Origin of the sequence: Cereibacter changlensis JA139 (assembly GCF_003034985.1) — a bacterium.
In the GTDB taxonomy this organism is placed as follows: domain Bacteria; phylum Pseudomonadota; class Alphaproteobacteria; order Rhodobacterales; family Rhodobacteraceae; genus Cereibacter; species Cereibacter changlensis.
Genome location: NZ_PZKG01000075.1, coordinates 1 through 20,024 on the forward strand (window position 1 = coordinate 1; position 20,024 = coordinate 20,024).

A 20,024-nucleotide genomic window follows, 5' to 3' on the forward strand; every position below is an offset into this window, starting at 1 on the left:
GCTGCGGGGCGGAGGGGGGCAGATCGGTCATGCTCAACCCTCCGACATGAAGCCGTCGAGCGACGGGAACAGATCAAGGCTCGGCTGCAGCTCCACCACGTCGATCTGCTGCACCGCGCCCTGCCACAGCGCATCGGTCACCGAGACCATCGACGAGGGTTGGGCGAAGCCGATCCAGACCCCGGCCAGCGTCGCCGTCATCATCCCCGCCCCGGCCAGAGCCCCGCCGCGCAACCCGGCAAACCAGGACGACCAGCCCGACGACGGGCGTGCAACGCGAACCGGCGCCGCGGCGGGCCGCGGCTGATGCGTCGCCGCATCGGCCAGCACCCGCGCCATCAGCGCCTCCGAAGGGGCCGGCGCCCTGGTGCGGGCCTCGGCAAACAGATCGTCAAGATCGCTGTCGCGCATCTCAGCCTTCCTCATATCCCAACTCGGCCCGCTGCCCCGAAAGCAGCGCGGCCAGCGACCTTTTGCCACGGGCGGTCAGACTTTCGACCGCCTCGACCCCGATGTCCATAACCTCGGCGATCTCGGGGTTGGTCAGCCCCTCGAGATGCCTGAGCACCACCGCCTGCCGCTGCCGATCCGGCAGCGCCGCCAGCGCCGCGTCGAGCGCCCGCATCCGGTCGCCGTCGATCAGCGCCGCCTCGACGCCCGGCGCGGCGTCGGCCACTTCTGGCGCGTCGTCCAGCGCGGTCGCCGCCCGACGCTTGCGGCCGCGCAGCCGGTCGGTGCAGAGGTTGCACACCACGCGGTAGAGCCAGGTCGAGACCTTCGCCTCGCCCTGCCGCCACTCGCGCGCCACCTTCCAGAGCCGCAGCATCGCCTCTTGGGCCACGTCCTCGGCCTCGGCCCGGTCCGACAGCATCCGCGACGCCACCGACAGCACCCGCGGGGTCAGGCGCGTGGTCAGCGCCCGGCCAGCCGCCGGCTCGCCATTGGCATAGAGCACCAGCAGCGCCTCGTCCGAGACTTCCGAAAAGGCGTCAAACGGCATTTCCATCCTGTCCCGGGGCTTAGCGCCAAACCGCGAAACCTTCAAACGCCGCGTCCGGGGTCAAAGACTCCGGGCGCGGCCTGCGCTTGGCCCTGGTCAGTCGCGGCCGGGACGCTGCTTGCCGCCGTCGCGCTTGCCATGCGGGCGGTCGCCCTTGCGGCCCTGCATCCGCTGTTTCGCCGCATCGGCCTCGGCCTGCGAGATCGCGCCGTCCTTGTCGGTATCCATGCGCTGGAACAGGGTCGCCGGGCGGGGACCGGCGGCGAATTCGGCGGCCGAGATCTGGCCGTCGCCATTGCCGTCGAACTGCTCGACCATCCGGGCGGCGCGAGCGTCGGCCCGGGCCTGCATGCCCTGCATGAACATCGCCGACAACTCGGCTGCGCCCACCTGGCCGTCATCGTTGCTGTCGAGCAGGTCGAGGCGCGACTGGCGCTCGGCATCGACCTCGGCCTGGGTCACCCGGCCGTCCTTGTCGGCGTCGAGCGCCTGGAAGTCGAACATCGCGCCCATGTGGCCCATGGGGCTCATCCCGCCCATCGGACCGCGGTCCATCCGGTCGGGGCCACCCATCGGGCCGGCCCCCGGCATGGCGCCATCCGGCATCCGGCAGGCGGCGCCGGGCGCGCAGGGCGGCTCGGCAGGGGCGGCGGTCTGGGCGAAGACCGGCATCGAGAAGGCCGCGGCCGAAGCGATCGCGAGGGTCAGGGTGGCGAAGCGGGTTGTGCGTTTCATCTGTGTCTCCGTTGATCGAGGCATTGTCTGCTGCCTTCTGATCTTCAAACGCGCCGCCGCCCGGCTTCCGTCGCCGCGACCACGAAATTCTCACATGTCTAAAAAATCAATACATCCGCTCTCAACTTTGCGGCGGGAACACTGTATCTCTTCCCGCGTTGACCCGAGACACCCGTATCTCGACGGAAGGGACCGAATGACCGACCGACAGAGCACCTTGGAAGAAGACCGCCCGCTGATGCCCGCCCTCGTGCGCGGATGGCAGTGCCGCTGCCCGTCCTGCGGCGCGGGACCGATGCTGCGCGGCTATCTGACGGTGCGCGAAAGCTGCCCGGTCTGCGGCGAGGATCTGCATCACCACCGCGCCGACGACGGCCCGGCCTATCTGACGATCCTGATCGTCGGCCATATCATGGCCCCGCTGATCCTCTGGGGCTTCGTCGAATACCGTCCCGACCCGATGGTGCTGGCGACAGTCTTCACCATCGGCACGGTGGCGCTGTCGCTGTTCCTGCTGCCCCGGCTGAAGGGCGCGATGGTCGCGCTGCAATGGGCCAAGCGGATGCACGGCTTCGGCCATGCCGCCTGAGGCGGCTCCTGCAACCCTGCCGCCTGAGGCGGCTCCTGCGATCCGCTCCGCCGCCACCATCATCCTGACCCGCTCCGGCCCCAAAGGCCCCGAGGTGCTGATGGGGATGCGCGGCGCCGCGGCGGTGTTCATGCCCTCGAAATACGTCTTCCCCGGCGGCGCGGTCGATTCCGGCGATGCGTTGGTAGCGCTGGCGCGGCCCCTGCCCCCCCGCTGCGCGGCGCGGGTCGGCGGCGGCGCCCAGGCCATCGCCGCCGCCGCCATCCGCGAGCTCTGGGAAGAAACCGGCCTCGCGCTCGGCCTGCCCGGCGCCTGGACCGCCCCCGCGGGATGGGAGAGCTTCGCCGCCCGCGGCCTCGCCCCCTCCGCCGAAGCGCTGCGCTTCGTGTTCCGCGCCATCACCCCGCCCGGCCGGCCGCGCCGCTTCGACGCGCGCTTCTTCCTCGCCGACGCCGCCCACATCGCCGGCGACCCCGAGGATTTCTCCGCCGCCTCCGACGAGCTGTCGCATCTGCACTGGATCGCCCTCTCCGAGGCGCGCTGGCTCGACCTGCCCTTCATCACCGAGGTGGTGCTGGCCGAGGTCTCAGCCCTGCTGCGCGACGGTCCCGGCGAGGCCGGCGTGCCGTTCTTCGACAATTCCGGCAATACCCCGATCTTCCGCCGTCTGACCTGACCCGAAGGGCCAGAGCGGGTGCGGCACCGGGTCCTTGGCGCGGAGCAGATGCAGCCCGAAGATCTCGGCGTAGGAGCGGTAGACGTAACCAGCGTTGCGCCGCAGGTAATGCTCGCGGTTGGCGGCATAGATCGACGGCAGCCGGTACCACGGCACCTTCGGGTGCATGTGGTGCACGACATGCAGGTTGTTGTTCAGAAACAGCAGCGCCAGCGGCCCGCGATCCTCGATCACCACCGTCCGCGCCCGCGCCGCCTCATGCGCCCGGTGCTCGAGGAAGGTGCGGATCTTCAACAGCCCATGCCCGACCCAGGCCGCCAGCAGATAGCCGCCCCAGCTCATCGCGGCCTGCGAGAGCCAGAGCGCCACCGGAATCAGCCCCGCGAGATGCAGCAACCAAGCCTGCTTCACCGCGGCGTCGCCCTGCCGCATCAGCCGCAGGTCGCCCATCAGCCACAGGATGTTGCCGAGGATCGGCCCGATCACGATCCGCCCCAGCAGCGTGTTGTTCAGCCGCAGCACCGTCCGCGCCGGGCCAGACAGCCGGGCCCAGACGGCGGGATCGAAATAGTTCGACTCCGGGTCGTCATAGGGGTCGGTCAGCAGCGGGTCGTGGTGGTGCTGCAGGTGGCTGTCGCGGAAGCGCCGGTAGGGCACGGTCAGCGCCAGCGCCGGGAAGACCAGCGCCTCGTTCAGCCGCTCGCTGCGGAACGGGTGGCCATGCAGCGCCTCGTGCTGCAGCGACGAGAATTGCGCGATGGCGATGCCGGTCGCGACGATGCCCAGCGGCAGCCAGAGGCCGGTGAGAAGCGTGGTGCCGAGAAGCCAGAGCGCATAGGTGGCGATCAACAGGAAAACGGTCGGCCACTCGACGGCCTGATCTATGCGCACTCTCGGGGCTCCTTCTGCTATCCTGTGATGGTTAGCACTTGCCCCGCTCCGGGATAATTCTGAAGATACGCAACGGAAACGCAACTTTGGTGATTTAAATCACATGGCGGGAGATAAAGTAGACAAGCGCGACCGCGCGGCGCTGTTCCGGGACCGTCTGGCCGAGGCGATGGCCGAGCGCGGCATGACCCAGAGCGCGCTGTCGCGGAAGGTGCAGGTCGACCGCTCGACCATCTCGCAGCTCTTGGCCCCGCAGGCCACCCGGCTGCCGAACGCCCAGCTTGCCGCCGATTGCGCGCAGGCGCTGGGGATCAGCGCCGACTGGCTGCTGGGGCTCTCGGGCCGGCCCGAGCCGCTGGCCGATCTGCTCGCCATGTCGCTCATCATCACCGAGGCCCCGCGCGCGCCGATCGACGAGACGATCTACCGCTGGCACCGCGAGGCGGCGGGCTACAAGATCCGCCATGTCCCGGCCACCCTGCCCGACATGCTGAAGACCACCGCCATGCTGGAATGGGAATACCGCCCGCAACTCGGCCGCACCGCCGAGCAGGCCATCGGCGCCTCGGAGGACCGCTTGAGCTGGATGCAGGCGGCGCGCTCCGACTACGAGATCGCCCTGCCGCTGCACGAGCTGGCGGCCTTCGCGGCGGCCACCGGCTATTACGAGGGCCTGCCCCCCGAGGTGCGGCGCGAGCAGATCGACCGGCTGATCGCGCTCTCGGCCGAGCTCTACCCCTCGCTCAGGATCTATCTCTTCGACGCGCGGCGGGTGTTCTCGGCCCCGATCACCGTCTTCGGGCCCTTGCTGGCCGTGCTCTACCTCGGCCGCCACTACCTCGCCTTCCGCGACTCAGCGCGGGTCGGCAGCTTCACCCAGCATTTCGACTGGCTGGTGCGCGAGGCGGCGGTCTCGGCGCGCGAGGTCGGCGACCACCTGCGCGCGCTGCGCGAGACGATCTAGGACCAGACGGTCTACGGGCAGCGCGTCAGCCGCACCGGCTCGCCGCCGCCCGCCAGCATCAAAAGCGAGCCGGGCGCGTCGGCGATCACCAGCCGCGTGTCCTCCATCACCTCGCCCTCGGCCTCGCATCGCATGACCAGCTCGGCACCCGGCAGCACCTGCAACGGATGGGTGGCGGTGATCTCGCAGCGGTTCTCGTAGCCCTGGAACTCGACTTCGGTGATGCGGATCGGCGTCGTCTCCTGCTGGCCGATGCTGTCCGAGAAGGCGCACCATTCCGGATCGGCGGCCCAGATCCCGACCCAGGGCGCGGGCTCCTGCGCGACAGCCGGCAGGCCGAGGGCGATGAAAGCGAGGGCGAGACGGATCATGCGGCGCTCCTTCTTCAATAGACAGTCAACCGCGACAGGTCGTAGCCGTTCCACTCGAAGATCTCGCGCGCGGCCGTCAGCCGGTCGGCGGGCAGCGGTCCGCCGCGGTTCAACAGGAACCCGAAGCTGCCGTCGGGCGTGCCGATGGCCAGGGTGCGATAGTCGGTATCGACCCAGATCACCCACCAGGGCGCGCCGATGCCGTCGGGCGCAGCCCCGCGCAGCGCCAGTCGGCCCGGGCCGGTGACGGCGAAGGCGCCGGCAAAGGCCTGCTCGCGCCCGCCAAGGCAGAGCTTCGTTCTGACCTGCCCGCCCACGAAACTTACCCCGCCGGGACGGCAGCCGGCGCCAAAACCCGCCACCTGCACCCAGTCGCCCTCCAGCCGCGCCGCATCGAAGACGGCGTTGGAATAGATCGGCGTGCCGGCGCGGCGGAAGCCGGGGCTTTCCGGCGGCTTCGGGGCGGCGCAGGCCGCCAGGGCCAGCAGCAGGATCGGCATCAATCGAGACACAGGGTCACCCTTCTTCCGTCGGATTGCAGGATTTCGTTGCAGCCGAGCAGCGGGGCGACCGGCGCGCAGCTGTTCGACCGGGCGAGGCACTGCCCGGAGCAGTCGCCCTTCCCCCGGCACTGCTTGCCGCCATCACTCGTCGGGGTGACGCAGGTCCGCGCGCCGCCGACCGAAACGTAGCGCCCCTGCCGCCGCTCGCAGGCCAGCTCGCCCGCCGACTTGACAGCGACGGGAGCCGCCGGAGGTTCGGGAGTCGTTTTGACGGACTCCGTCCCGAGCGGACTGACGGCGATGGCCTCGGCCGCCAGCGGCGACGCGGGCTCGGGTGGCGCGGCCCGCCCCGGCAGCCGGTCGCAGCCGGCAAGGCCGGTCAGCAACACAAGCAGCAGGGCGGACAGCACGGGCCAGCGACGCATCGGCTCCTCCGGAACAGGTCCGTCACAGAAGCCGATGCCGGCCGCTGCCGCAAGGCGATTAATAGGGTGCGGGCCAGGCGCGATGCGCGGCGTCGATCTCGGCCAGCACCTCGGGCGACAGCGTCACCTCGACCGAGGCGATGTTGCTTTTCAGCTGCTCCAGCGAGGTCGCCCCGATGATCGGGATCAGCGGGAAAGGCCTCGTGCGCAGGAAGGCGAGCGCCATCTGGCAGGGGTCGAGCCCGTGCCGCGCGGCGATGCCCAGATAGGCGGCGACCGGCTCGAAGACGTAGGGCGTGATCCGCCCGCCGAGATCCGGCGTGCGCTCGCGCCGCGTGCCGTCCGGCGTCACGTCGCCGGCGTATTTCCCCGACAGAAGCCCCGCCGCCAAAGGCGAGAAGGCCAGCAGCGGCATGTCCTCCATCACCGCAAGCTCGGCCCAGTCGGTGTCGAACTGGCGGCAGAGCAGCGAATATTCGTTCTGCACCGTGGCCATCCGCGGCAGCCCGTTCTCCTCGGCCAGCCGCAGCCATTGCGAGGCGCCCCAGACGCTCTCGTTCGACAGACCGATGGCGCGGATCTTGCCCTCGGCCACCAGCGCCTGCGCGGTTTCCAGCACGTCGAGCATGTTGGCGAGCACACCCTCGCGGTCGCCGTTCGGCGTATAATTCCACATCTTGCGGAAATGGTAGGAGCCACGGTTCGGCCAGTGGATCTGGTAGAGGTCGATGTAATCGGTCTTCAGCCGCCCGAGCGAGGCCTCGACCGCGCCGCGCAGGCTGTGGCCGGTGACCGGCTCGCCGCCGCGCGCCTTGCCGCCCTCGCCGGCGATCTTGGTCGCCAGCACCACCCGGTCGCGCCCGCCCTTGGCGAACCACGCGCCGATGATCGTCTCGGTGTCGCCGATGGTGCGCTCGGTCACCGGGTTGGTCGGATACATCTCGGCGGTGTCCCAGAAGGTCACGCCATGTTCCAGCGCCAGCTCGATCTGCTGATGCGCCTCGGCTGCGGTGTTCTGGCTGCCCCAGGTCATCGTGCCGAGGCAAAGCTCGGACACGCTCAGGCCGGTTCTTCCAAGCGGAAGCTGTTTCATCGCGGGCTCCTCAGTTTCGGCGCAAACCCTAGCGGGCGCAGCCGGAATGGCAAGGCGATGCGGGCCGATTGGGGCTGGGCATTCCCCGCCGGCTGCGCCAAGGTGACCGCAGATCGCGGCCGCCGGTAAGCCTTCCTGATGCGCCTTCTCGTCTCCTTCGCGGCCCTGTTCCTGTCGGTCGTCCTCTTGCAACTCGGCTCCGGCGGGGTGGCGCCGCTGGATGCGATCTCGGGCGCGGCGCTTGGGTTTTCCACCACCGAGCTTGGCATGCTCGGCTCCGCGCATTTCTTCGGCTTCTTCTTGGGCTGCTGGTGGGCGCCCCGGCTGATGGGCGAGGTCGGCCATTCCCGCGCCTTCGCCGCCTTCACTGCCGCCGGCACCATCGGCATCCTCGCCCATATGCTGATCATCGACCCCTGGGCCTGGGGGATCATGCGCATGGGCTCCGGCCTCTGCGTCGCGGGCTGCTACACGATCATCGAGGCCTGGCTTCAATCCAAGGTCACCAACGAGACGCGCGGCCGGGCGATGGGGATCTACCGCATCGTCGATATCGGCGGCTCGCTCGGCGCACAGCTGATGATCGGCGTGCTGGAGCCTGCCTCCTACGTCTCCTACAACCTGCTGGCGCTCCTCTGCTGCGCCGCGATCTTCCCGCTGACGCTGACCAAGGCCGCCCCGCCCGAAACCCCCGACGCCCCCCGCCTGCGCCCGCGCCTCGCCTGGGACCGCTCGCCGCTGGCGGCGCTGGGGGTCGTGGTCTCGGGGATCAGCGGCGCCTCTTTCCGCATGGTCGGGCCGGTCTACGGCATCGAGGTGGGTCTGCGCGCCGACCAGATCGCGCTCTTCCTCGCGGCCTATGTGCTGGGCGGGGCCGTCGCGCAGTTCCCCATCGGCTGGGTCGCCGACAAATACGACCGGCGCTGGGTGCTGATCTGGCTTTCGGCGGCGACCATCGCCACCTGCGCCGCGACCATCCTGCTGGCCGGGTCCGGCACCGTCGCCGTGTTCAGCGCGGCGGCGCTCTTCGGCTTCGCCACCCTGCCGGTCTATTCCGTCTCCACCGCCCATGCCCATGACTTCGCCGAAAGCCGCGAGCGGGTGGAGCTGTCGGCAGCGCTGATGTTCCTCTACGCCGTCGGCGCCATCGCGGCGCCCATCCTGTCCTCGGTGCTGATCGACGGCTTCGGCCCCTCGGCGATGTTCGTGCTGATCGCGGTCTCCTACCTCTTGCTCATCGCCTTCGGCATCAGCCGGATGTGGGTGCGCCCTACCCCCGCCGAGCGCACCGCCTATACCTACGAGCCGCGCACCTCCTTCCTCATCGGTCGGCTGCTGCGGCGCAAGCGGTCGGATTGATGGCTCTGGCTCTTGGCCCGCAACGAGGCTAAACAGCGCCGGACCGGGACGAAAGGCATGATCATGGCGCGGATTCTCATCACCTCGGCGATTCCCTACATCAACGGGATCAAGCATCTGGGCAACCTCGTCGGCAGCCAGCTGCCCGCCGACCTCTTCGCGCGCTACATGCGGGCGCGGGGCCACGAGGTCATGTTCATCTGCGCCACCGACGAGCATGGCACCCCGGCGGAACTTGCCGCCGCCAAGGCGGGCAAGCCCGTGGACGAATTCTGCGCCGAGATGCATGCCGTCCAGAAGGACATCGCCGACGGCTTCCGGCTGTCCTTCGACCATTTCGGCCGCTCCTCCAGCCCGCGCAACCACCGCCTGACCCAGCATTTCGCGGGGGCGCTGGCCGAGAACGGCTTCATCGAGGAAGTCTCGGAAAAGCAGGTCTTCTCCATCGCCGACAACCGCTTCCTGCCCGACCGCTACATCGAGGGCACCTGCCCGAACTGCGGCTATGACAAGGCCCGCGGCGACCAGTGCGAGAACTGCACCAAGCAGCTTGACCCGACCGACCTGATCAACCCGCGCTCGGCGATCTCCGGCTCGACCGAGCTCGAGGTGCGCGAGACCAAGCACCTCTACCTCAAGCAGCGCAGCCTGCGCGCCGATCTGGAGGCCTGGATCGACAGCAAGACCGACTGGCCGGTGCTGACCACCTCGATCGCCAAGAAATGGCTGAACGACGGCGACGGGCTGCAGGACCGCGGCATCACCCGCGACCTCCACTGGGGCGTCCCGGTGAAGAAGGGCGACCAGCCCTGGCCGGGGATGGAGGGCAAGGTCTTCTACGTCTGGTTCGACGCCCCGATCGAATATATCGCCGCGACCGCCGAATGGGCCGACGCCCACGGCAAGGCCGACGCCGACTGGGAGCGCTGGTGGCGGACGGACAAGGGGGCGGAGGACGTGCGCTACGTCCAGTTCATGGGCAAGGACAACGTGCCCTTCCACACCCTCTCCTTCCCCGCCACCATCATGGGGTCGCGCGAGCCGTGGAAGCTGGTCGATTACATCAAGTCCTTCAACTACCTGAACTACGACGGCGGCCAGTTCTCCACCTCGCAGGGTCGCGGCGTGTTCATGGATCAGGCGCTGTCGATCCTGCCCGCCGACTACTGGCGCTGGTGGCTGCTGTCGCATGCCCCGGAGAACAGCGACTCCGAGTTCACCTGGGAGAACTTCCAGACCTCGGTGAACAAGGATCTGGCCGACGTTCTGGGCAACCTCGTCAGCCGCGTCACCAAGTTCTGCCGCTCGAAATTCGGCGAGACGGTGCCGGCGGGCGGGGAATTCGGGCCGCGCGAAGCGGCGCTGATCGCCGAGCTTCAGGGCCGGCTCGACGCCTATTCGGCCTGCATGGAGGCGATGGAGGTCCGCAAGGCCGCGATCGAGCTGCGCGGGATCTGGGTGGCGGGCAACGAATACCTGCAAGCCGCCGCCCCCTGGACCGTGGTCAAGACCGACCCCGAGCAGGCCGCCGCGATGATCCGGCTCGCGCTGAACCTGATCCGGGTCTATGCGGTGATCTCGCAGCCCTTCATCCCGGATGCCGCCGCCTCGATGATGGCGGGCATGGGGACCGAGGACTGGAGCTGGCCGGAAGACATCGCCTCGGCGCTTCAGGTGCTGCCGGTGGGGCATGAGTTCACCGTGCCGGAGGTCCTGTTCCGCAAGATCACCGACGAGGAACGGGCGGAGTGGCAGCAGAAGTTCTCGGGCGTCCGGGCCTGAGGCGCACGGGTTTTCACGCGTGAAAATCTGGCTATGCCATTGGAATGGTTGAGATAGTTCGGCGGCGTTAAGGGTTTGTCAGTGATTTGATGGCGGGGCGGGCGGCCTTGGCGTGGCGCCTTGATGGGGGGCCGCCCTTCGAAGGTGCGCAATGAATGCGCACCCTACGGGGGAGAGTCGCCGGGCGGGACCGATCGCGCGCACCGGTGAAGAAGCAGGCTTTCGTCATGCGCGGGGTGGGGGGACCCGCCCAACGGATCGCCCCCCTCACGCCACCTCGTCCAGATCCAGCGTCACGCCGCGTTTGGCGGCGCTTTCCTGCACCGCCTGTTGCAGCGCGGTGTTGCCGCGCAGCAGGGCCTTGAACTGGACCTCGTCCAGGCCGAGCAATGTGCCGTGGCTGATCGCCGTCACCTGCGCCCGGCGGGTCTTGCGGGTGAGGATCGCCAGCTGGCCGAACATCTCGCCGCGGCCGAGCAGCAGCTTCTGGCCCGCCACCTCGGATTCCACAGCGCCCGAGGCGATGAAGAACACGTTGCGCGGGGTCTCGCCGCGGCGGATCAGCACCTCGCCCGGCTGCACATAGACCGTCTTCAGCGCATGGCCGAGCGCGCGGCGCTGCTCGGCCTCCATGTCGGCGAAGAGCGGGAACTGCCGCACCAGCTCGGATTTCTGCACCGCGAGATCGAGCTTCGGCCGCTGCTCGACCTGCGCCCGCTCGACGCTGATGCGCTGGCGCAGGGTCAGATAGAGCTCCTGCCCGATCAGCCCGTCGCCATGCAGCACGTCATATTCGCGCTCCTCCATCCTGAGCGCGGTGCGGCGGATGAAGCGGCGCTCCATCTCGTCGGAGTAGCCGGGATATTGCAGCCGCAGGCCTTCGAGCGCGCGGGCGGTTTCCTCCTCGCGCCGCTTCAGGAGTTCGTGCAGCAGGTCGGCGATGCGCTTGCCGTGGATGCGGCGGATCTTGCCGCCGATATGGCCGTGCAGGTCGCTGAGGATCAGCCGCTGGTTCAGCAGCATCTCGAAGCGGTCGGCGGTCATCTGGCTGAGCCAGCCGGAGAGATAGAGCCGGTTGTGCGCCCAGACCGCCGCCCGGTAGCGGCGGCCATAGCCGAGCGCCAGCCGGCCGGCGCTGCGGTAGCCGTCGCGGCCACCGACCCGGGTGCGCTCCATCAGCCGGTCGACGTCGGAGAGCATCTGCTCGATCAGCCGCGAGGAAATGAGCTGCTGGCGGAAGCTTTCGAGGATCATGTCGCGCTCGCGCCCGGCCAGCGCCACGAGGCCCAGGGTGATGCGGTCGCGGTCGGCGATCTCCTCGGCGCTTTCGGCGCGGCTCACCGCCGCCTCCAGCCGCTTGGCGAAGCGCTTGGCCTCGGCGCGGACGATCTCGCGGTCGAGATCATGCTCGCGCGCGGTCTCGGCCACCTCCTCGCGCACGTTCTGCAGCGCGACGGCGATGACCTGGTTGGAGAGCGCGAGGTCGAGCGGGGCGAGGCGCCCCAGCCCGAGGCGCCGGATCACCCAGCGCAGCGAGGTGCCCTGCACCAGCAGGGTGAAGAGGGTGAAGCCGGTGGCGAGGATGCCGACCTCGCGCTTGATATGCGGCGGGACCAGCGGGTTCTCGGTCACCGCCAGCGCCAGCGCCAGGGTGATGGCGCCGCGCAACCCGCCCCAGAGCAGCGCCACCCGGTAGGGCCGGTCGACCTTGGGCGAGAGGTTCACCCGCGCCAGCAGCGGCAGCAGGCCGAAGAGCATCAGCGCCCGGGCGGCGACGGCCGCCAGCACCACGACCAGCACCAGGAAGACATCGAACAGCGTGGCCCGGCCGAGGAGCCGCGGGATCAGCAGCGCCGCCAGCACGAAGATCAGCGAGCCGGCCCAATGCGCCAGCATCTCCCAGATCTCGGTCAGCGAGGTCCAGATCGCCGGGGCGAGCCGCCCCGGTCCGGCGAGGTTCATCGCCAGCCCCGCCACCACCACGGCGATGACGCCCGAGGCATGCAGCGCCTGCTCGGCGATCACATAGGTCAGATAGGGCAGCGCCAGGCTGAGCGACATCTGCGCCGTGGGATGCGACGAGATCATCGACATCCCGGCCAGCGCCAGCCGGGCGCAGACATAGCCGGTGGCCACCCCGCCGAGGATCAGCAGCGGGAAATCGACCAGCGCCTGCTCCAGCGTCGGGTCGGGGATGCCGGCCATGACGAAGGTGAGAAAGAAGCCGAAGAGCGCGATGGCGGCGGCGTCGTTCAACAGGCTCTCGCCCTCGACGATCCGGGTCAGCCGCTGCGGGGCGGCGATGTTGCGGAACACGCTGATCACCGCCGAGGGGTCGGTGGTGGAGACGATGGCGCCGAGCAGCAGGCAGGCCATGAAGGACATGTCGCTGAAGGGCGACAGCGCCGTGCCGATCAGGACGGTGGAGGCCACCACCGCCGCCACCGCCATGACGAGGATCGGCACCCAGTCGTCGAACATGCGCCGCAGGTTCAGGCTGAGCGCCACCTGGAACAGCAGCGTCGGCAGGAACATGTAGAGGAAGACGCTGGAACGGATCGGCAGCGACAGCATCTCCAGCGCCTCGGGCGGGAAGCGCTGGCTGAGCTCGCTGCCCTGCAGCAGGAGCGCCCCCGTGCCGAGCATGGCGCCGACAACCGCCAGCACCACAGAGAAGGGCAGCCGCAACCGGGCCGCGATCGGCTCGCAGGCGGCGATGACGATGAAAAGGCAGGCCATGACGGCGACGAGGAGCACGATGTTCATGCTGATCCTGATACGGCTGAACCCCGGCCTGGGAAAGCCGCCGTCAAGCAGATCGGCGTGATTGGCGGCAATCTGTCCGGCGCGGGGCACGGCGCCCTGCTGGCGCCCGCCGTTGCCTCATCGCCGGGCGGTGCATGGCATGACAAAGGGGCGCGCCGATCGGTCGCGCCCCTGCAGGCAATCATCGCGCTGTCGTCAGCGGGAGGGCGGGCTCAATGCGCCAGCTGCCCCGCCATCCGGCCCAGCTTGTAGGCCCGGGCCTTGGTGAGCGGGGCATGATCGACGAAGCCCTTTTCGACCAGCGAGCGCAGGGCGCGGTGAAAGGTCGGCGTGGCGATGGCGCTGCAGAGGTTGTGGCGGCGGATCGCGTCGGAGCGCACCACTGCGTCCTCCGATTCGCCCAAGAGTTTAAGAGCGTAAAGCACATCTAGCTCGTTCCGAGACAATTCGGCGATTCCGAGGTCGTGTTCCAGCCCAAGGAGTAATTCCCGCAGCTGAGCGACACTCTGGAATCTTCTTGTTCCGGTTGTGCGATCATCCATTTTGCTTTTTACCATATTTGTGCCTCCACCAACATCACGACGTGTTAAACTGATAACGTGCAAAGCAGCACCGCATGACTCAGGAAAAAAATCCAGCACCAAATTGCCACGCTGGCCACGTCATTCGGACGTCCTGCGCCGTTCTGCCGATGCCCCAGAGGCAACCAGCACCATTTTGCTCAACTTGACAAGTTCACGGATTTGCGCCGGAACATGTTCACGGGCTTGGTCGCGTCGCGCGAAAATTTGCTAGGCTCCCGCGCCGGGGCTGCCGCCGGCGCGGCTTGGGCGCGCCAGAATGCCGCGCCGGGCGTCGGGCGGGGGAGAATCGGCGCGCCGCCGCGACGACCGGCCGCTGTCGATCCTGATCGGGATGATCGCTCTGGACCGTCGCTAGCCGAGACTGCGGCTGAGCGCCCCGGCCATCGCCGCCGCGGTGTCGGCCCAGCTTGGCAGCGCCTGCCCGGCGGCGGTCGCGGCCTTGGCCATGGCGCTGCGGCGGGCGTCGTCGGTCAGCAGGCTGCGCAGGGCGGCGGCGAAGGCTTCGGTGTCGTCGGTGGGCACGAGGATGCCAGCCTCGGGCGGAACGGTGTCGGGGACGGCGCCGCTGGCGCAGGTGACGATCGGCAGGCCGTGCAGCAGCGCCTCGCTGAACACCATGCCATAACCCTCGTAGCGGGTGGCCAGCGCGAAGACAGAGGCGCGGCGGAAGCCGTCGCGCAGCGCCGCCTCGCCCAGCGATCCGGTGAAGCGCACCCGCGACGCAAGGCCGAGCGCCACGCTCTGCGCCTCCAGCGCCTCGGCGGTGGCGGGATCGTAGCGCGCGCCGACGATCCACGCCTGCCAGTCGAGATCGCCAAGCCGCGCCAGCGCGTCGAGCAGCATGTCATGGCCCTTGCGTGGCACGAGGATGCCGACGGCGAGGATCAGCGGCGGTTGGTCGGGGGTGCGCAGCGGGTCGGGCGCGCCGAAGCCCGGCAGGGCGATGGAGATCTTTTCGGCGGGCACGGCGTAGCGCTCGCGCAGGATGGCAGCGGTGTGCGGGCTCGGAACCACCACCTCGGCGGCGAGCGCCAGATTGTCGGCCTCGCGCCGGTGCAGCAGTGCGGCGCGCTGGGGCGGAAGCCCGGTCTCCAGCGCAAGCGGGTGATGGATCATCGCCACGATGGGGGCGCGGACCTGCGCCAGCCCCTCGGTCGCGATGGCGCCGTAGACCAGCCCGTCGAGGATCAGCGGCGCGTCGGCTGGCAGGGCAGCCAGCGCGGCGACCGCCTCGGCCATCTCGGCCGCAGTCGGATCGGGGAAGCCCGCGGGCAGTTGCAGATGTTCCACGTCATGCCCGGCCTCGCGCAGCGCCATCAGCAGCGCGCGTTCGTAGATGAACCCGCCGGTGCGGGTCTCGATGTCTCCGGGGATGGCAAAGACGGCTTTCATGTCACCTGCTCGCTGGCATAGCGCGCCAGCACGGCCCGCTCGATACGTTCGATCCCGAGATAGGCCAGAGCCGCCAGCAGCGCCAGCAGGACCGTGGCGCTCCACAGCATGCCATAAGCCGAGGTGGAGGCGGTCAGCGCCATCAGCGCGCCGACGCCGGTGCCGGTGGCGAGCCACTCCGCTGTGGTGGCGGCCAGCAGCGCCGCAGGCACCGCCATGCGGGCGGCGGCGAAGAAGGCGGGCAGCATGGCGGGCAGTTGGGCATGGATCAGCCGCCGGACCGGGCTCGCGGCATAGCTGTCGAACAGCTCGCCCACCTGCGCCGGGGTCTGGCGCATGCCCTGCAGGCAGGCGACCAGCGTCGGGAAGAAGATCATCACCGCGACGATGGTGATGGTGCCGGTCGCCCCCCGCCCCAGCGCCAGCACCAGAAGCGGAGCGGTGGTGACGATGGGGATGGAGCGCAGCGCGATGGCGGCGGGCAGCAGCAGCTGCGCCGTGCGCGGCCAGAGCACGACCCCCGCCGCCAGCGCCGCGCCGAGCAGGAGCCCGGCGAGATAGCCCGGCAGGGCGAAGGCCAACGTCTCGGCCAGCGCCGCGCCGAGCGTGGCGCGATGTGCGGCGGCGTCGGGGGCGGTGACGAGGAAGGCCCAGACATCCCAGGGACGCTTGGCGAAGAAGGGGCTGAGGCCGAAGCCCTCCATCGCGAGGGTCCAGAGCGCCAGCACCGCCAGCGCCACCAGCCCGGCGGTGACGAGCGGCCTGCCCTGCCGCGCTTGCCTCGGCGGCGACAGCAGCAGTGCGGGCGGGATCTGGAGCCGCTGCGCCAGCGCGCCGATCCCGGCATAGGCGGCGACCGAGACCGAGGCCGCGACCAGCGCCAAGGCCCAGGTGCCGGGCGCATCGAGGCCGCGCATGGTTCGGATCACCAAGACGCCGAGGCCGCGCTCGGCCCCGGTGAACTCGCCTACCAGTGCGCCGAGAAGTGCGGCGGGCGCGGCGATCTGCAGCCCCGCCATGAGATAGGGCAGCGCGGCGCGGGCGCGAACCTGCAGCAGCTCCTGTCCCGGGCCGCGGCCATAGCTGCGCACCAGATCGAACCATGCGGCAGGGGCGGCGCGCAGACCGACCAGAAGCGCGAGATAGGTGGTGTAGTAGACGGCGAGGGCTGCCAGCGTGACCTGCGGGCCGATGCCGGGGCCGTAGAGCACGCGCAGGATCGGGCCGGTCGCCACCAGCGGCAGGCAGAAGCAAAGGAGCGCCAGCGCCGAGATCACCCGCTCCGCCCGCGGCAGAAGGAGTGCGGCGAGGGCAAGGATGGCGGCGGCGAGGTTGCCGAGGAGGAAGCCGAGCGCCGCCTCGCCCAGCGTCACCGCGAGGGCGCGGCTGACCAACCCGGCGTTGCGCCAGAGCCAGAGCAGCACTTCGAGCGGGCCGGCCAGCAGGTAGGAGCCTGCGAGGGCGAGGGCCGCGGCCTGCCAGAGCGCCAGCGCCAGCAGGAGGCCCCAGGGCAGGCGCGGCAGTTGGGCAGTCATTGCGCCGCCAGAGGCCGCGCCGCAGGCTCGCTTTCGGCCAGCGAGGCCGAGATCTGGTCGACCAGATCGAGAAACCGCGCCTCGCGCACCATCCCGGCCCGGCGCGGCTGCGGCAGGTCGATGGCGATATCGGCCAGCACGGTGGCCGGGCGCGGCGAGAAGACCACCACGCGGTCGGAGAGCAGCACCGCCTCGCTGACCGAATGGGTGACGAGGATCGCCGTCGTCCCCCGCTCCTGCCAGAGCCGCGGCAGGTCGAGGTTCAGCCGGAGCCGGGTCTGTTCGTCGACCGAGCCGAAAGGTTCGTCGAGCAGCAGAAGCCCCGGTTCGGTCACCAGACAGCGGGCGATGGCGGCGCGCTGGCGCATGCCGCCGGAAAGCTCGGCCGGGCGGCGCTGTTCGAAGCCTTCGAGGCCGACCAGCGCGATCAGCCGCTGCACCGCCTCGGGGTCGGCGCGGCGGCGGGCGAGGGTCAGGGCGAGGCCGATGTTGCTGGCGACGCTGCGCCAAGGGAGCAGTGCGGCCTCCTGGAAGGCCATGGCGAGGCCGGCGCGGCGGCGCAGCTCCAAGGGCGTCTCGCCGCCGATGCGCACCTCGCCGGCGGTCGGCTCCTCCAGCCCGGCGATCATGCGCAGGACGGTGGACTTGCCGCAGCCGGAGGGGCCGAGCAGCGCCGTGGTGCGACCCGCCGCGAAGGTCAGGTCGAGCGGGCGGACCGCCTCGACCGGGGCGCCCGCGTCATAGGTCTTGGCCAGCCCGCGACAGGCGACCTCCGGCGGCAGGTCAGCCGCCATGGGCTTCCTCGAGCAGCGAGCGGTCCCAGAGATCGGGCGTCACCTCGCGCCCCAGAAGGGCCAGCGTGCGGATATTGGCGGCCACGGTGTCTTCGGTGAACCAGCCGAAGCCGCGCGCCTCGGTCAGGTCGGAGAACATCAGCTGGAGCTGGCGTTCGGCCTGCAGCTCCTGCGTCGGCAGGTCGAGGCCCGCGTCGGGGAATTTCGCCATGGTGAGGGCGGCGGCGGCCTTCGTGTCCTGACGGTAATCCTCCCAGCCGCGCGCCTCGCCCTTCAGCAGCGCGATCAGGTCGGCGCGGCGGTTGGCGATGCTGTCGTCGGTGGCGATGTAGGTCTGCGAATGCAGCGCATAGCCGTGATCGGCCATCAGCATCGTCTCGGCCTCGATCCCCTGGATCTGCATCGCCACCGGCAGGTCGGTGGCCCAGCAGAGCAGGCAATCCACCTGCCCCGCCACCAGCGGCGCCGCGTCATACTGGGTGGGCACGATCTCGATCGCGTTGATGTCGACATCGTTCAGCGTGCAGAGCGCCTGCAGCACGGGGGTGTTGGCCAGCGCCATGCCGATCTTCTTGCCCGCGAGGTCGGCGGGGCTCCGCACCGGGTTGTTGGGCAGCGAGGCGATGGCGAAGGGGTTCTTCTGCATCGCCACGCCGATGATGCGGAAGGGCGCGCCCTCGGCCACCGCTGCTGCGGTGTAATCGGCGGCCGAGATGCCGACCAGCGCCTGACCTGCGACAACCGGCGGCTCGACGGGGGCGTTGGGACCGCCGGGGTTCAGCGCCACCTCCAGCCCCTCGTCGCGCCAGTAGCCGCGCTCCTGCGCGATGTAGCTGCCGGCGAACTGCACCGAATGCAGCCACGAGAGCTGCATCGCCACCGCGGTCTGGGCCCGGGCGGGCCAGCCGAGGGCGGCGCCGCCGAGCCCCGCCAGACCGAGCCCGAGAACGCCGCGACGTGATGGCCGATAATTCTGCATCCGCTTTCCCCCCGTTTCATTGGAACATTAGGGCAATGCCCCCTCCGGGCAAGCCCAGACTGGCTCAGCCGGGGGCTGCGGGGCTGACGGCGTCGAGAAAGCGGTCGCGGAAGCTTTCCATCGGCCAGGCGGCGAGGTCGGCGTCGGGGACGAAGCCGGGGGTCCAGCCCCAGCCGTCGAACAGCGCCAGAACCTCGGGCGGGCCGATCAGATGCACCGGCACGTCGCGGCTCGCGCCCTGCGCCACGAAGGGCGCGGGCTGGTGGTCGCCGAGCACGATCGTCAACGGCGGCCGCGCCCGGGGCCGCGCCGCGTCGGCGGTCACCGCCTGCAGCGCATAGTCGATCGAGCGGCGGTAGGCGTCCTGGATCAGCGCGGTGTCGCTCCAGACCGACTCTGGCGTCTCGCCGCCCTCGACCTGGGCCGCGAAGCCGCTGCCGTCGCCGAGGCTGTCCCAAGGCAGCATCCGGGGCACCGGCACCCAGGGGGCGTGGCTGGAAAGGAGCGTGATCTGGGCGAGGCTCGGCCCCTCGACCGCCGCCATTAACCGGTCGGCGGCGGCGAGGGTGAACTGGTCGGGCACCGTCACCCAGTCGAAGGCGGGGCCGCGATAGCCGAGATCGCCCGCCGCATGGATGCGTCCGAAGCCGAGGCGCTGACCCTCGGGCCAGTCGCGGGTGATACCGGGCGCCACGGCCACGGTGCGATAGCCCGCCTCGCGCGCCAGATGGAACAGCGTCCGGCGCGGGCTGGCGAGCATGGCGCCGTAGCGGCTCTGCCCGTCGATCCTGAGGCCCGAGGCCAGCGTGCCATGCGCGAGCCAGCTCTGCCCGCCCGAGATCGGCGAGGTGAGCCAGCCCGACCGCACCGCGAGCCCCGCCTGCAGCAGCGGGCCCTCGGCGCCGCGCAGCGTGGCGAGATGGGTCTCGGCATAGGCGGGCACATCGAAACTGGCGCGGCCATAGCTTTCGACGAAGACGATGCGCACATCGCGCCCGCCGAGCCGCCCGAAGAGCGCCTCGCGCCCGGTATAGGGATCCTGCTCTGCCGCCAGCTCGAAACGGGCGAGGTCGTCGAGGGTGCGGCGCACGGCCTCGACCCGCTCCAGCGCCAGCCGCGTGGTGAAGGCCGCGCCCGGCAGTTGCACCGCGCGCAGCCCGTCGGCCATGGCGAGCCCGGCGAAGACCAGCGCCACCGCCCCGGCCCAGCGCAGGCCGAAGCCGGTCCAGACCCCGGTCGCCCACCAGAGCGCCGCGATCAGCGCGCCGAGGATCACCGCGCCGCCGAAACCCGCCAGCACGGCGAGGCCGACGCCCAGCGCGCCGCGCCCGAGCTCCCAACCCGAGAGGATCAGCGGCAGGTCGGTCACCAGATCGAAGGGCCGCCCGAAGGCGCTGAACATCGCGAGATCGGCGGCCTTCAGCACCGCGCCCGCGACCAGCAGCGTCACCAGCACGACGCGAAGCACCCTGCCCCGGCCGCTGACCGCCATCAGCGCCAGCAGGATCACCGGCAGCTCCAGCGGGAAGAACCCGAGCGCCCCGAGCGTCATGGCGCCGGGGTGGTTCGGCTGGATCAGCACCAGA

Annotated in this window: 20 protein-coding genes; 5 read left to right on the forward strand and 15 right to left on the reverse strand. The window is 70.2% G+C overall.

The genetic code is table 11. The features are described from left to right. Nucleotides 1–33: 33 nt before the first annotated feature. The 3 genes from C5F48_RS14890 to C5F48_RS14900 all read right to left on the reverse strand — a co-directional run bounded on the left by C5F48_RS14890 (nucleotide 34) and on the right by C5F48_RS14900 (nucleotide 1,735). The gene (locus C5F48_RS14890; RefSeq protein WP_107664684.1) at nucleotides 34–411 is read right to left on the reverse strand and encodes a dihydroorotate dehydrogenase; all 378 of its coding nucleotides are present in this window, start codon (nucleotides 409–411) and stop codon (nucleotides 34–36) included. Nucleotide 412: 1 nt separating this feature from the next. Then, complete coding sequence (locus C5F48_RS14895) at nucleotides 413–1,006, reverse strand: RNA polymerase sigma factor (RefSeq protein ID WP_170139639.1); 594 nt, start codon at nucleotides 1,004–1,006, stop codon at nucleotides 413–415. A 90-nt stretch (nucleotides 1,007–1,096) separates the two neighbouring features. Continuing rightward, entirely contained in the window at nucleotides 1,097–1,735 is a 639-nt protein-coding gene (locus C5F48_RS14900; RefSeq protein WP_170139638.1) for an EF-hand domain-containing protein, read from the reverse strand. A 196-nt stretch (nucleotides 1,736–1,931) separates the two neighbouring features. Here C5F48_RS14900 and C5F48_RS14905 point away from each other — a divergent pair, with 196 nt between their 5' ends. Next, nucleotides 1,932–2,324 (forward strand): DUF983 domain-containing protein, encoded by a 393-nt coding sequence (locus C5F48_RS14905; protein ID WP_107664687.1) that lies wholly within the window; start codon nucleotides 1,932–1,934, stop codon nucleotides 2,322–2,324. Then, entirely contained in the window at nucleotides 2,314–3,000 is a 687-nt protein-coding gene (locus C5F48_RS14910) for an NUDIX hydrolase (RefSeq protein WP_107664688.1), read from the forward strand. Before C5F48_RS14905 ends, C5F48_RS14910 begins: the two co-directional genes overlap by 11 nt. Here C5F48_RS14910 and C5F48_RS14915 read toward each other — a convergent pair. Beyond that, nucleotides 2,911–3,891: a fatty acid desaturase gene (locus tag C5F48_RS14915; RefSeq protein ID WP_245941415.1), complete on the reverse strand. Its 981-nt coding sequence runs from the start codon at nucleotides 3,889–3,891 to the stop codon at nucleotides 2,911–2,913. The genes C5F48_RS14910 and C5F48_RS14915 overlap by 90 nt on opposite strands. A 103-nt stretch (nucleotides 3,892–3,994) precedes the next feature. On the opposite strand from C5F48_RS14915, the gene C5F48_RS14920 reads away from it, so the two are divergent. Beyond that, entirely contained in the window at nucleotides 3,995–4,855 is an 861-nt protein-coding gene (locus C5F48_RS14920; protein ID WP_107664689.1) for a helix-turn-helix transcriptional regulator, read from the forward strand. Nucleotides 4,856–4,866: 11 nt separating this feature from the next. Here the strand turns inward: C5F48_RS14920 and C5F48_RS14925 are convergent, their stop codons facing one another. From C5F48_RS14925 to C5F48_RS14940, 4 genes are read right to left on the reverse strand one after another with little or no spacing between them, the layout of a single operon-like run. Beyond that, on the reverse strand, nucleotides 4,867–5,226 hold the full coding sequence (locus C5F48_RS14925; RefSeq protein ID WP_107664690.1) for a hypothetical protein: 360 nt from the start codon (nucleotides 5,224–5,226) through the stop codon (nucleotides 4,867–4,869). Between the two features lie 14 nt (nucleotides 5,227–5,240). Further along, nucleotides 5,241–5,738, reverse strand: coding sequence for a lipocalin family protein (locus tag C5F48_RS14930; protein WP_107664691.1), 498 nt, complete (start codon nucleotides 5,736–5,738; stop codon nucleotides 5,241–5,243). Beyond that, nucleotides 5,726–6,154: a hypothetical protein gene (locus C5F48_RS14935; protein ID WP_107664692.1), complete on the reverse strand. Its 429-nt coding sequence runs from the start codon at nucleotides 6,152–6,154 to the stop codon at nucleotides 5,726–5,728. Before C5F48_RS14935 ends, C5F48_RS14930 begins: the two co-directional genes overlap by 13 nt. 58 nt (nucleotides 6,155–6,212) lie before the next feature. Then, nucleotides 6,213–7,247 (reverse strand): aldo/keto reductase, encoded by a 1,035-nt coding sequence (locus C5F48_RS14940; RefSeq protein WP_107664693.1) that lies wholly within the window; start codon nucleotides 7,245–7,247, stop codon nucleotides 6,213–6,215. A 138-nt stretch (nucleotides 7,248–7,385) separates the two neighbouring features. Here C5F48_RS14940 and C5F48_RS14945 point away from each other — a divergent pair, with 138 nt between their 5' ends. Next, nucleotides 7,386–8,606: an MFS transporter gene (locus C5F48_RS14945; RefSeq protein WP_107664694.1), complete on the forward strand. Its 1,221-nt coding sequence runs from the start codon at nucleotides 7,386–7,388 to the stop codon at nucleotides 8,604–8,606. A gap of 63 nt (nucleotides 8,607–8,669) precedes the next feature. After that, a complete protein-coding gene (gene metG, locus C5F48_RS14950) occupies nucleotides 8,670–10,388 on the forward strand; it encodes a methionine--tRNA ligase (protein WP_107664703.1) in 1,719 nt (572 codons plus the stop codon). A 267-nt stretch (nucleotides 10,389–10,655) separates the two neighbouring features. Here the strand turns inward: metG and C5F48_RS14955 are convergent, their stop codons facing one another. The 7 genes from C5F48_RS14955 to C5F48_RS14985 form a co-directional block, all read right to left on the reverse strand. Further along, on the reverse strand, nucleotides 10,656–13,154 hold the full coding sequence (locus C5F48_RS14955; protein WP_107664695.1) for a cation:proton antiporter: 2,499 nt from the start codon (nucleotides 13,152–13,154) through the stop codon (nucleotides 10,656–10,658). 212 nt (nucleotides 13,155–13,366) lie between these two features. After that, nucleotides 13,367–13,579: a hypothetical protein gene (locus tag C5F48_RS26080; RefSeq protein ID WP_245941414.1), complete on the reverse strand. Its 213-nt coding sequence runs from the start codon at nucleotides 13,577–13,579 to the stop codon at nucleotides 13,367–13,369. A gap of 510 nt (nucleotides 13,580–14,089) precedes the next feature. Then, entirely contained in the window at nucleotides 14,090–15,130 is a 1,041-nt protein-coding gene (locus C5F48_RS14965; protein ID WP_107664697.1) for a glycosyltransferase family 4 protein, read from the reverse strand. After that, the gene (locus C5F48_RS14970; RefSeq protein WP_107664698.1) at nucleotides 15,127–16,665 is read right to left on the reverse strand and encodes an ABC transporter permease; all 1,539 of its coding nucleotides are present in this window, start codon (nucleotides 16,663–16,665) and stop codon (nucleotides 15,127–15,129) included. The genes C5F48_RS14965 and C5F48_RS14970 overlap by 4 nt, the downstream gene beginning before the upstream one ends. Next, nucleotides 16,662–17,459, reverse strand: coding sequence for an ABC transporter ATP-binding protein (locus C5F48_RS14975; RefSeq protein WP_107664699.1), 798 nt, complete (start codon nucleotides 17,457–17,459; stop codon nucleotides 16,662–16,664). Before C5F48_RS14975 ends, C5F48_RS14970 begins: the two co-directional genes overlap by 4 nt. Next, on the reverse strand, nucleotides 17,449–18,438 hold the full coding sequence (locus tag C5F48_RS14980; RefSeq protein WP_107664700.1) for an ABC transporter substrate-binding protein: 990 nt from the start codon (nucleotides 18,436–18,438) through the stop codon (nucleotides 17,449–17,451). Before C5F48_RS14980 ends, C5F48_RS14975 begins: the two co-directional genes overlap by 11 nt. A 64-nt stretch (nucleotides 18,439–18,502) precedes the next feature. Continuing rightward, nucleotides 18,503–20,023, reverse strand: coding sequence for an alkaline phosphatase family protein (locus C5F48_RS14985; RefSeq protein ID WP_258186512.1), 1,521 nt, complete (start codon nucleotides 20,021–20,023; stop codon nucleotides 18,503–18,505). Nucleotide 20,024 lies beyond the last annotated feature (1 nt).

What these genes read in the sequence shown, in the direction of transcription:
- C5F48_RS14925 (WP_107664690.1), bottom strand. Translation starts at nt 5,226, where the DNA reads ATGATCCGTCTCGCCCTCGCTTTCATCGCCCTCGGCCTGCCGGCTGTC.
- C5F48_RS14980 (WP_107664700.1), bottom strand. Translation starts at nt 18,438, where the DNA reads ATGCAGAATTATCGGCCATCACGTCGCGGCGTTCTCGGGCTCGGTCTG.
- C5F48_RS14895 (WP_170139639.1), bottom strand. Translation starts at nt 1,006, where the DNA reads ATGGAAATGCCGTTTGACGCCTTTTCGGAAGTCTCGGACGAGGCGCTG.
- C5F48_RS14945 (WP_107664694.1), top strand. Translation starts at nt 7,386, where the DNA reads ATGCGCCTTCTCGTCTCCTTCGCGGCCCTGTTCCTGTCGGTCGTCCTC.
- C5F48_RS14900 (WP_170139638.1), bottom strand. Translation starts at nt 1,735, where the DNA reads ATGAAACGCACAACCCGCTTCGCCACCCTGACCCTCGCGATCGCTTCG.
- C5F48_RS14955 (WP_107664695.1), bottom strand. Translation starts at nt 13,154, where the DNA reads ATGAACATCGTGCTCCTCGTCGCCGTCATGGCCTGCCTTTTCATCGTC.
- C5F48_RS14970 (WP_107664698.1), bottom strand. Translation starts at nt 16,665, where the DNA reads ATGACTGCCCAACTGCCGCGCCTGCCCTGGGGCCTCCTGCTGGCGCTG.
- C5F48_RS14975 (WP_107664699.1), bottom strand. Translation starts at nt 17,459, where the DNA reads ATGGCGGCTGACCTGCCGCCGGAGGTCGCCTGTCGCGGGCTGGCCAAG.
- C5F48_RS14965 (WP_107664697.1), bottom strand. Translation starts at nt 15,130, where the DNA reads ATGAAAGCCGTCTTTGCCATCCCCGGAGACATCGAGACCCGCACCGGC.
- C5F48_RS14920 (WP_107664689.1), top strand. Translation starts at nt 3,995, where the DNA reads ATGGCGGGAGATAAAGTAGACAAGCGCGACCGCGCGGCGCTGTTCCGG.
- metG (WP_107664703.1), top strand. Translation starts at nt 8,670, where the DNA reads ATGGCGCGGATTCTCATCACCTCGGCGATTCCCTACATCAACGGGATC.
- C5F48_RS14905 (WP_107664687.1), top strand. Translation starts at nt 1,932, where the DNA reads ATGACCGACCGACAGAGCACCTTGGAAGAAGACCGCCCGCTGATGCCC.
- C5F48_RS14910 (WP_107664688.1), top strand. Translation starts at nt 2,314, where the DNA reads ATGCCGCCTGAGGCGGCTCCTGCAACCCTGCCGCCTGAGGCGGCTCCT.
- C5F48_RS14940 (WP_107664693.1), bottom strand. Translation starts at nt 7,247, where the DNA reads ATGAAACAGCTTCCGCTTGGAAGAACCGGCCTGAGCGTGTCCGAGCTT.
- C5F48_RS14935 (WP_107664692.1), bottom strand. Translation starts at nt 6,154, where the DNA reads ATGCGTCGCTGGCCCGTGCTGTCCGCCCTGCTGCTTGTGTTGCTGACC.
- C5F48_RS14890 (WP_107664684.1), bottom strand. Translation starts at nt 411, where the DNA reads ATGCGCGACAGCGATCTTGACGATCTGTTTGCCGAGGCCCGCACCAGG.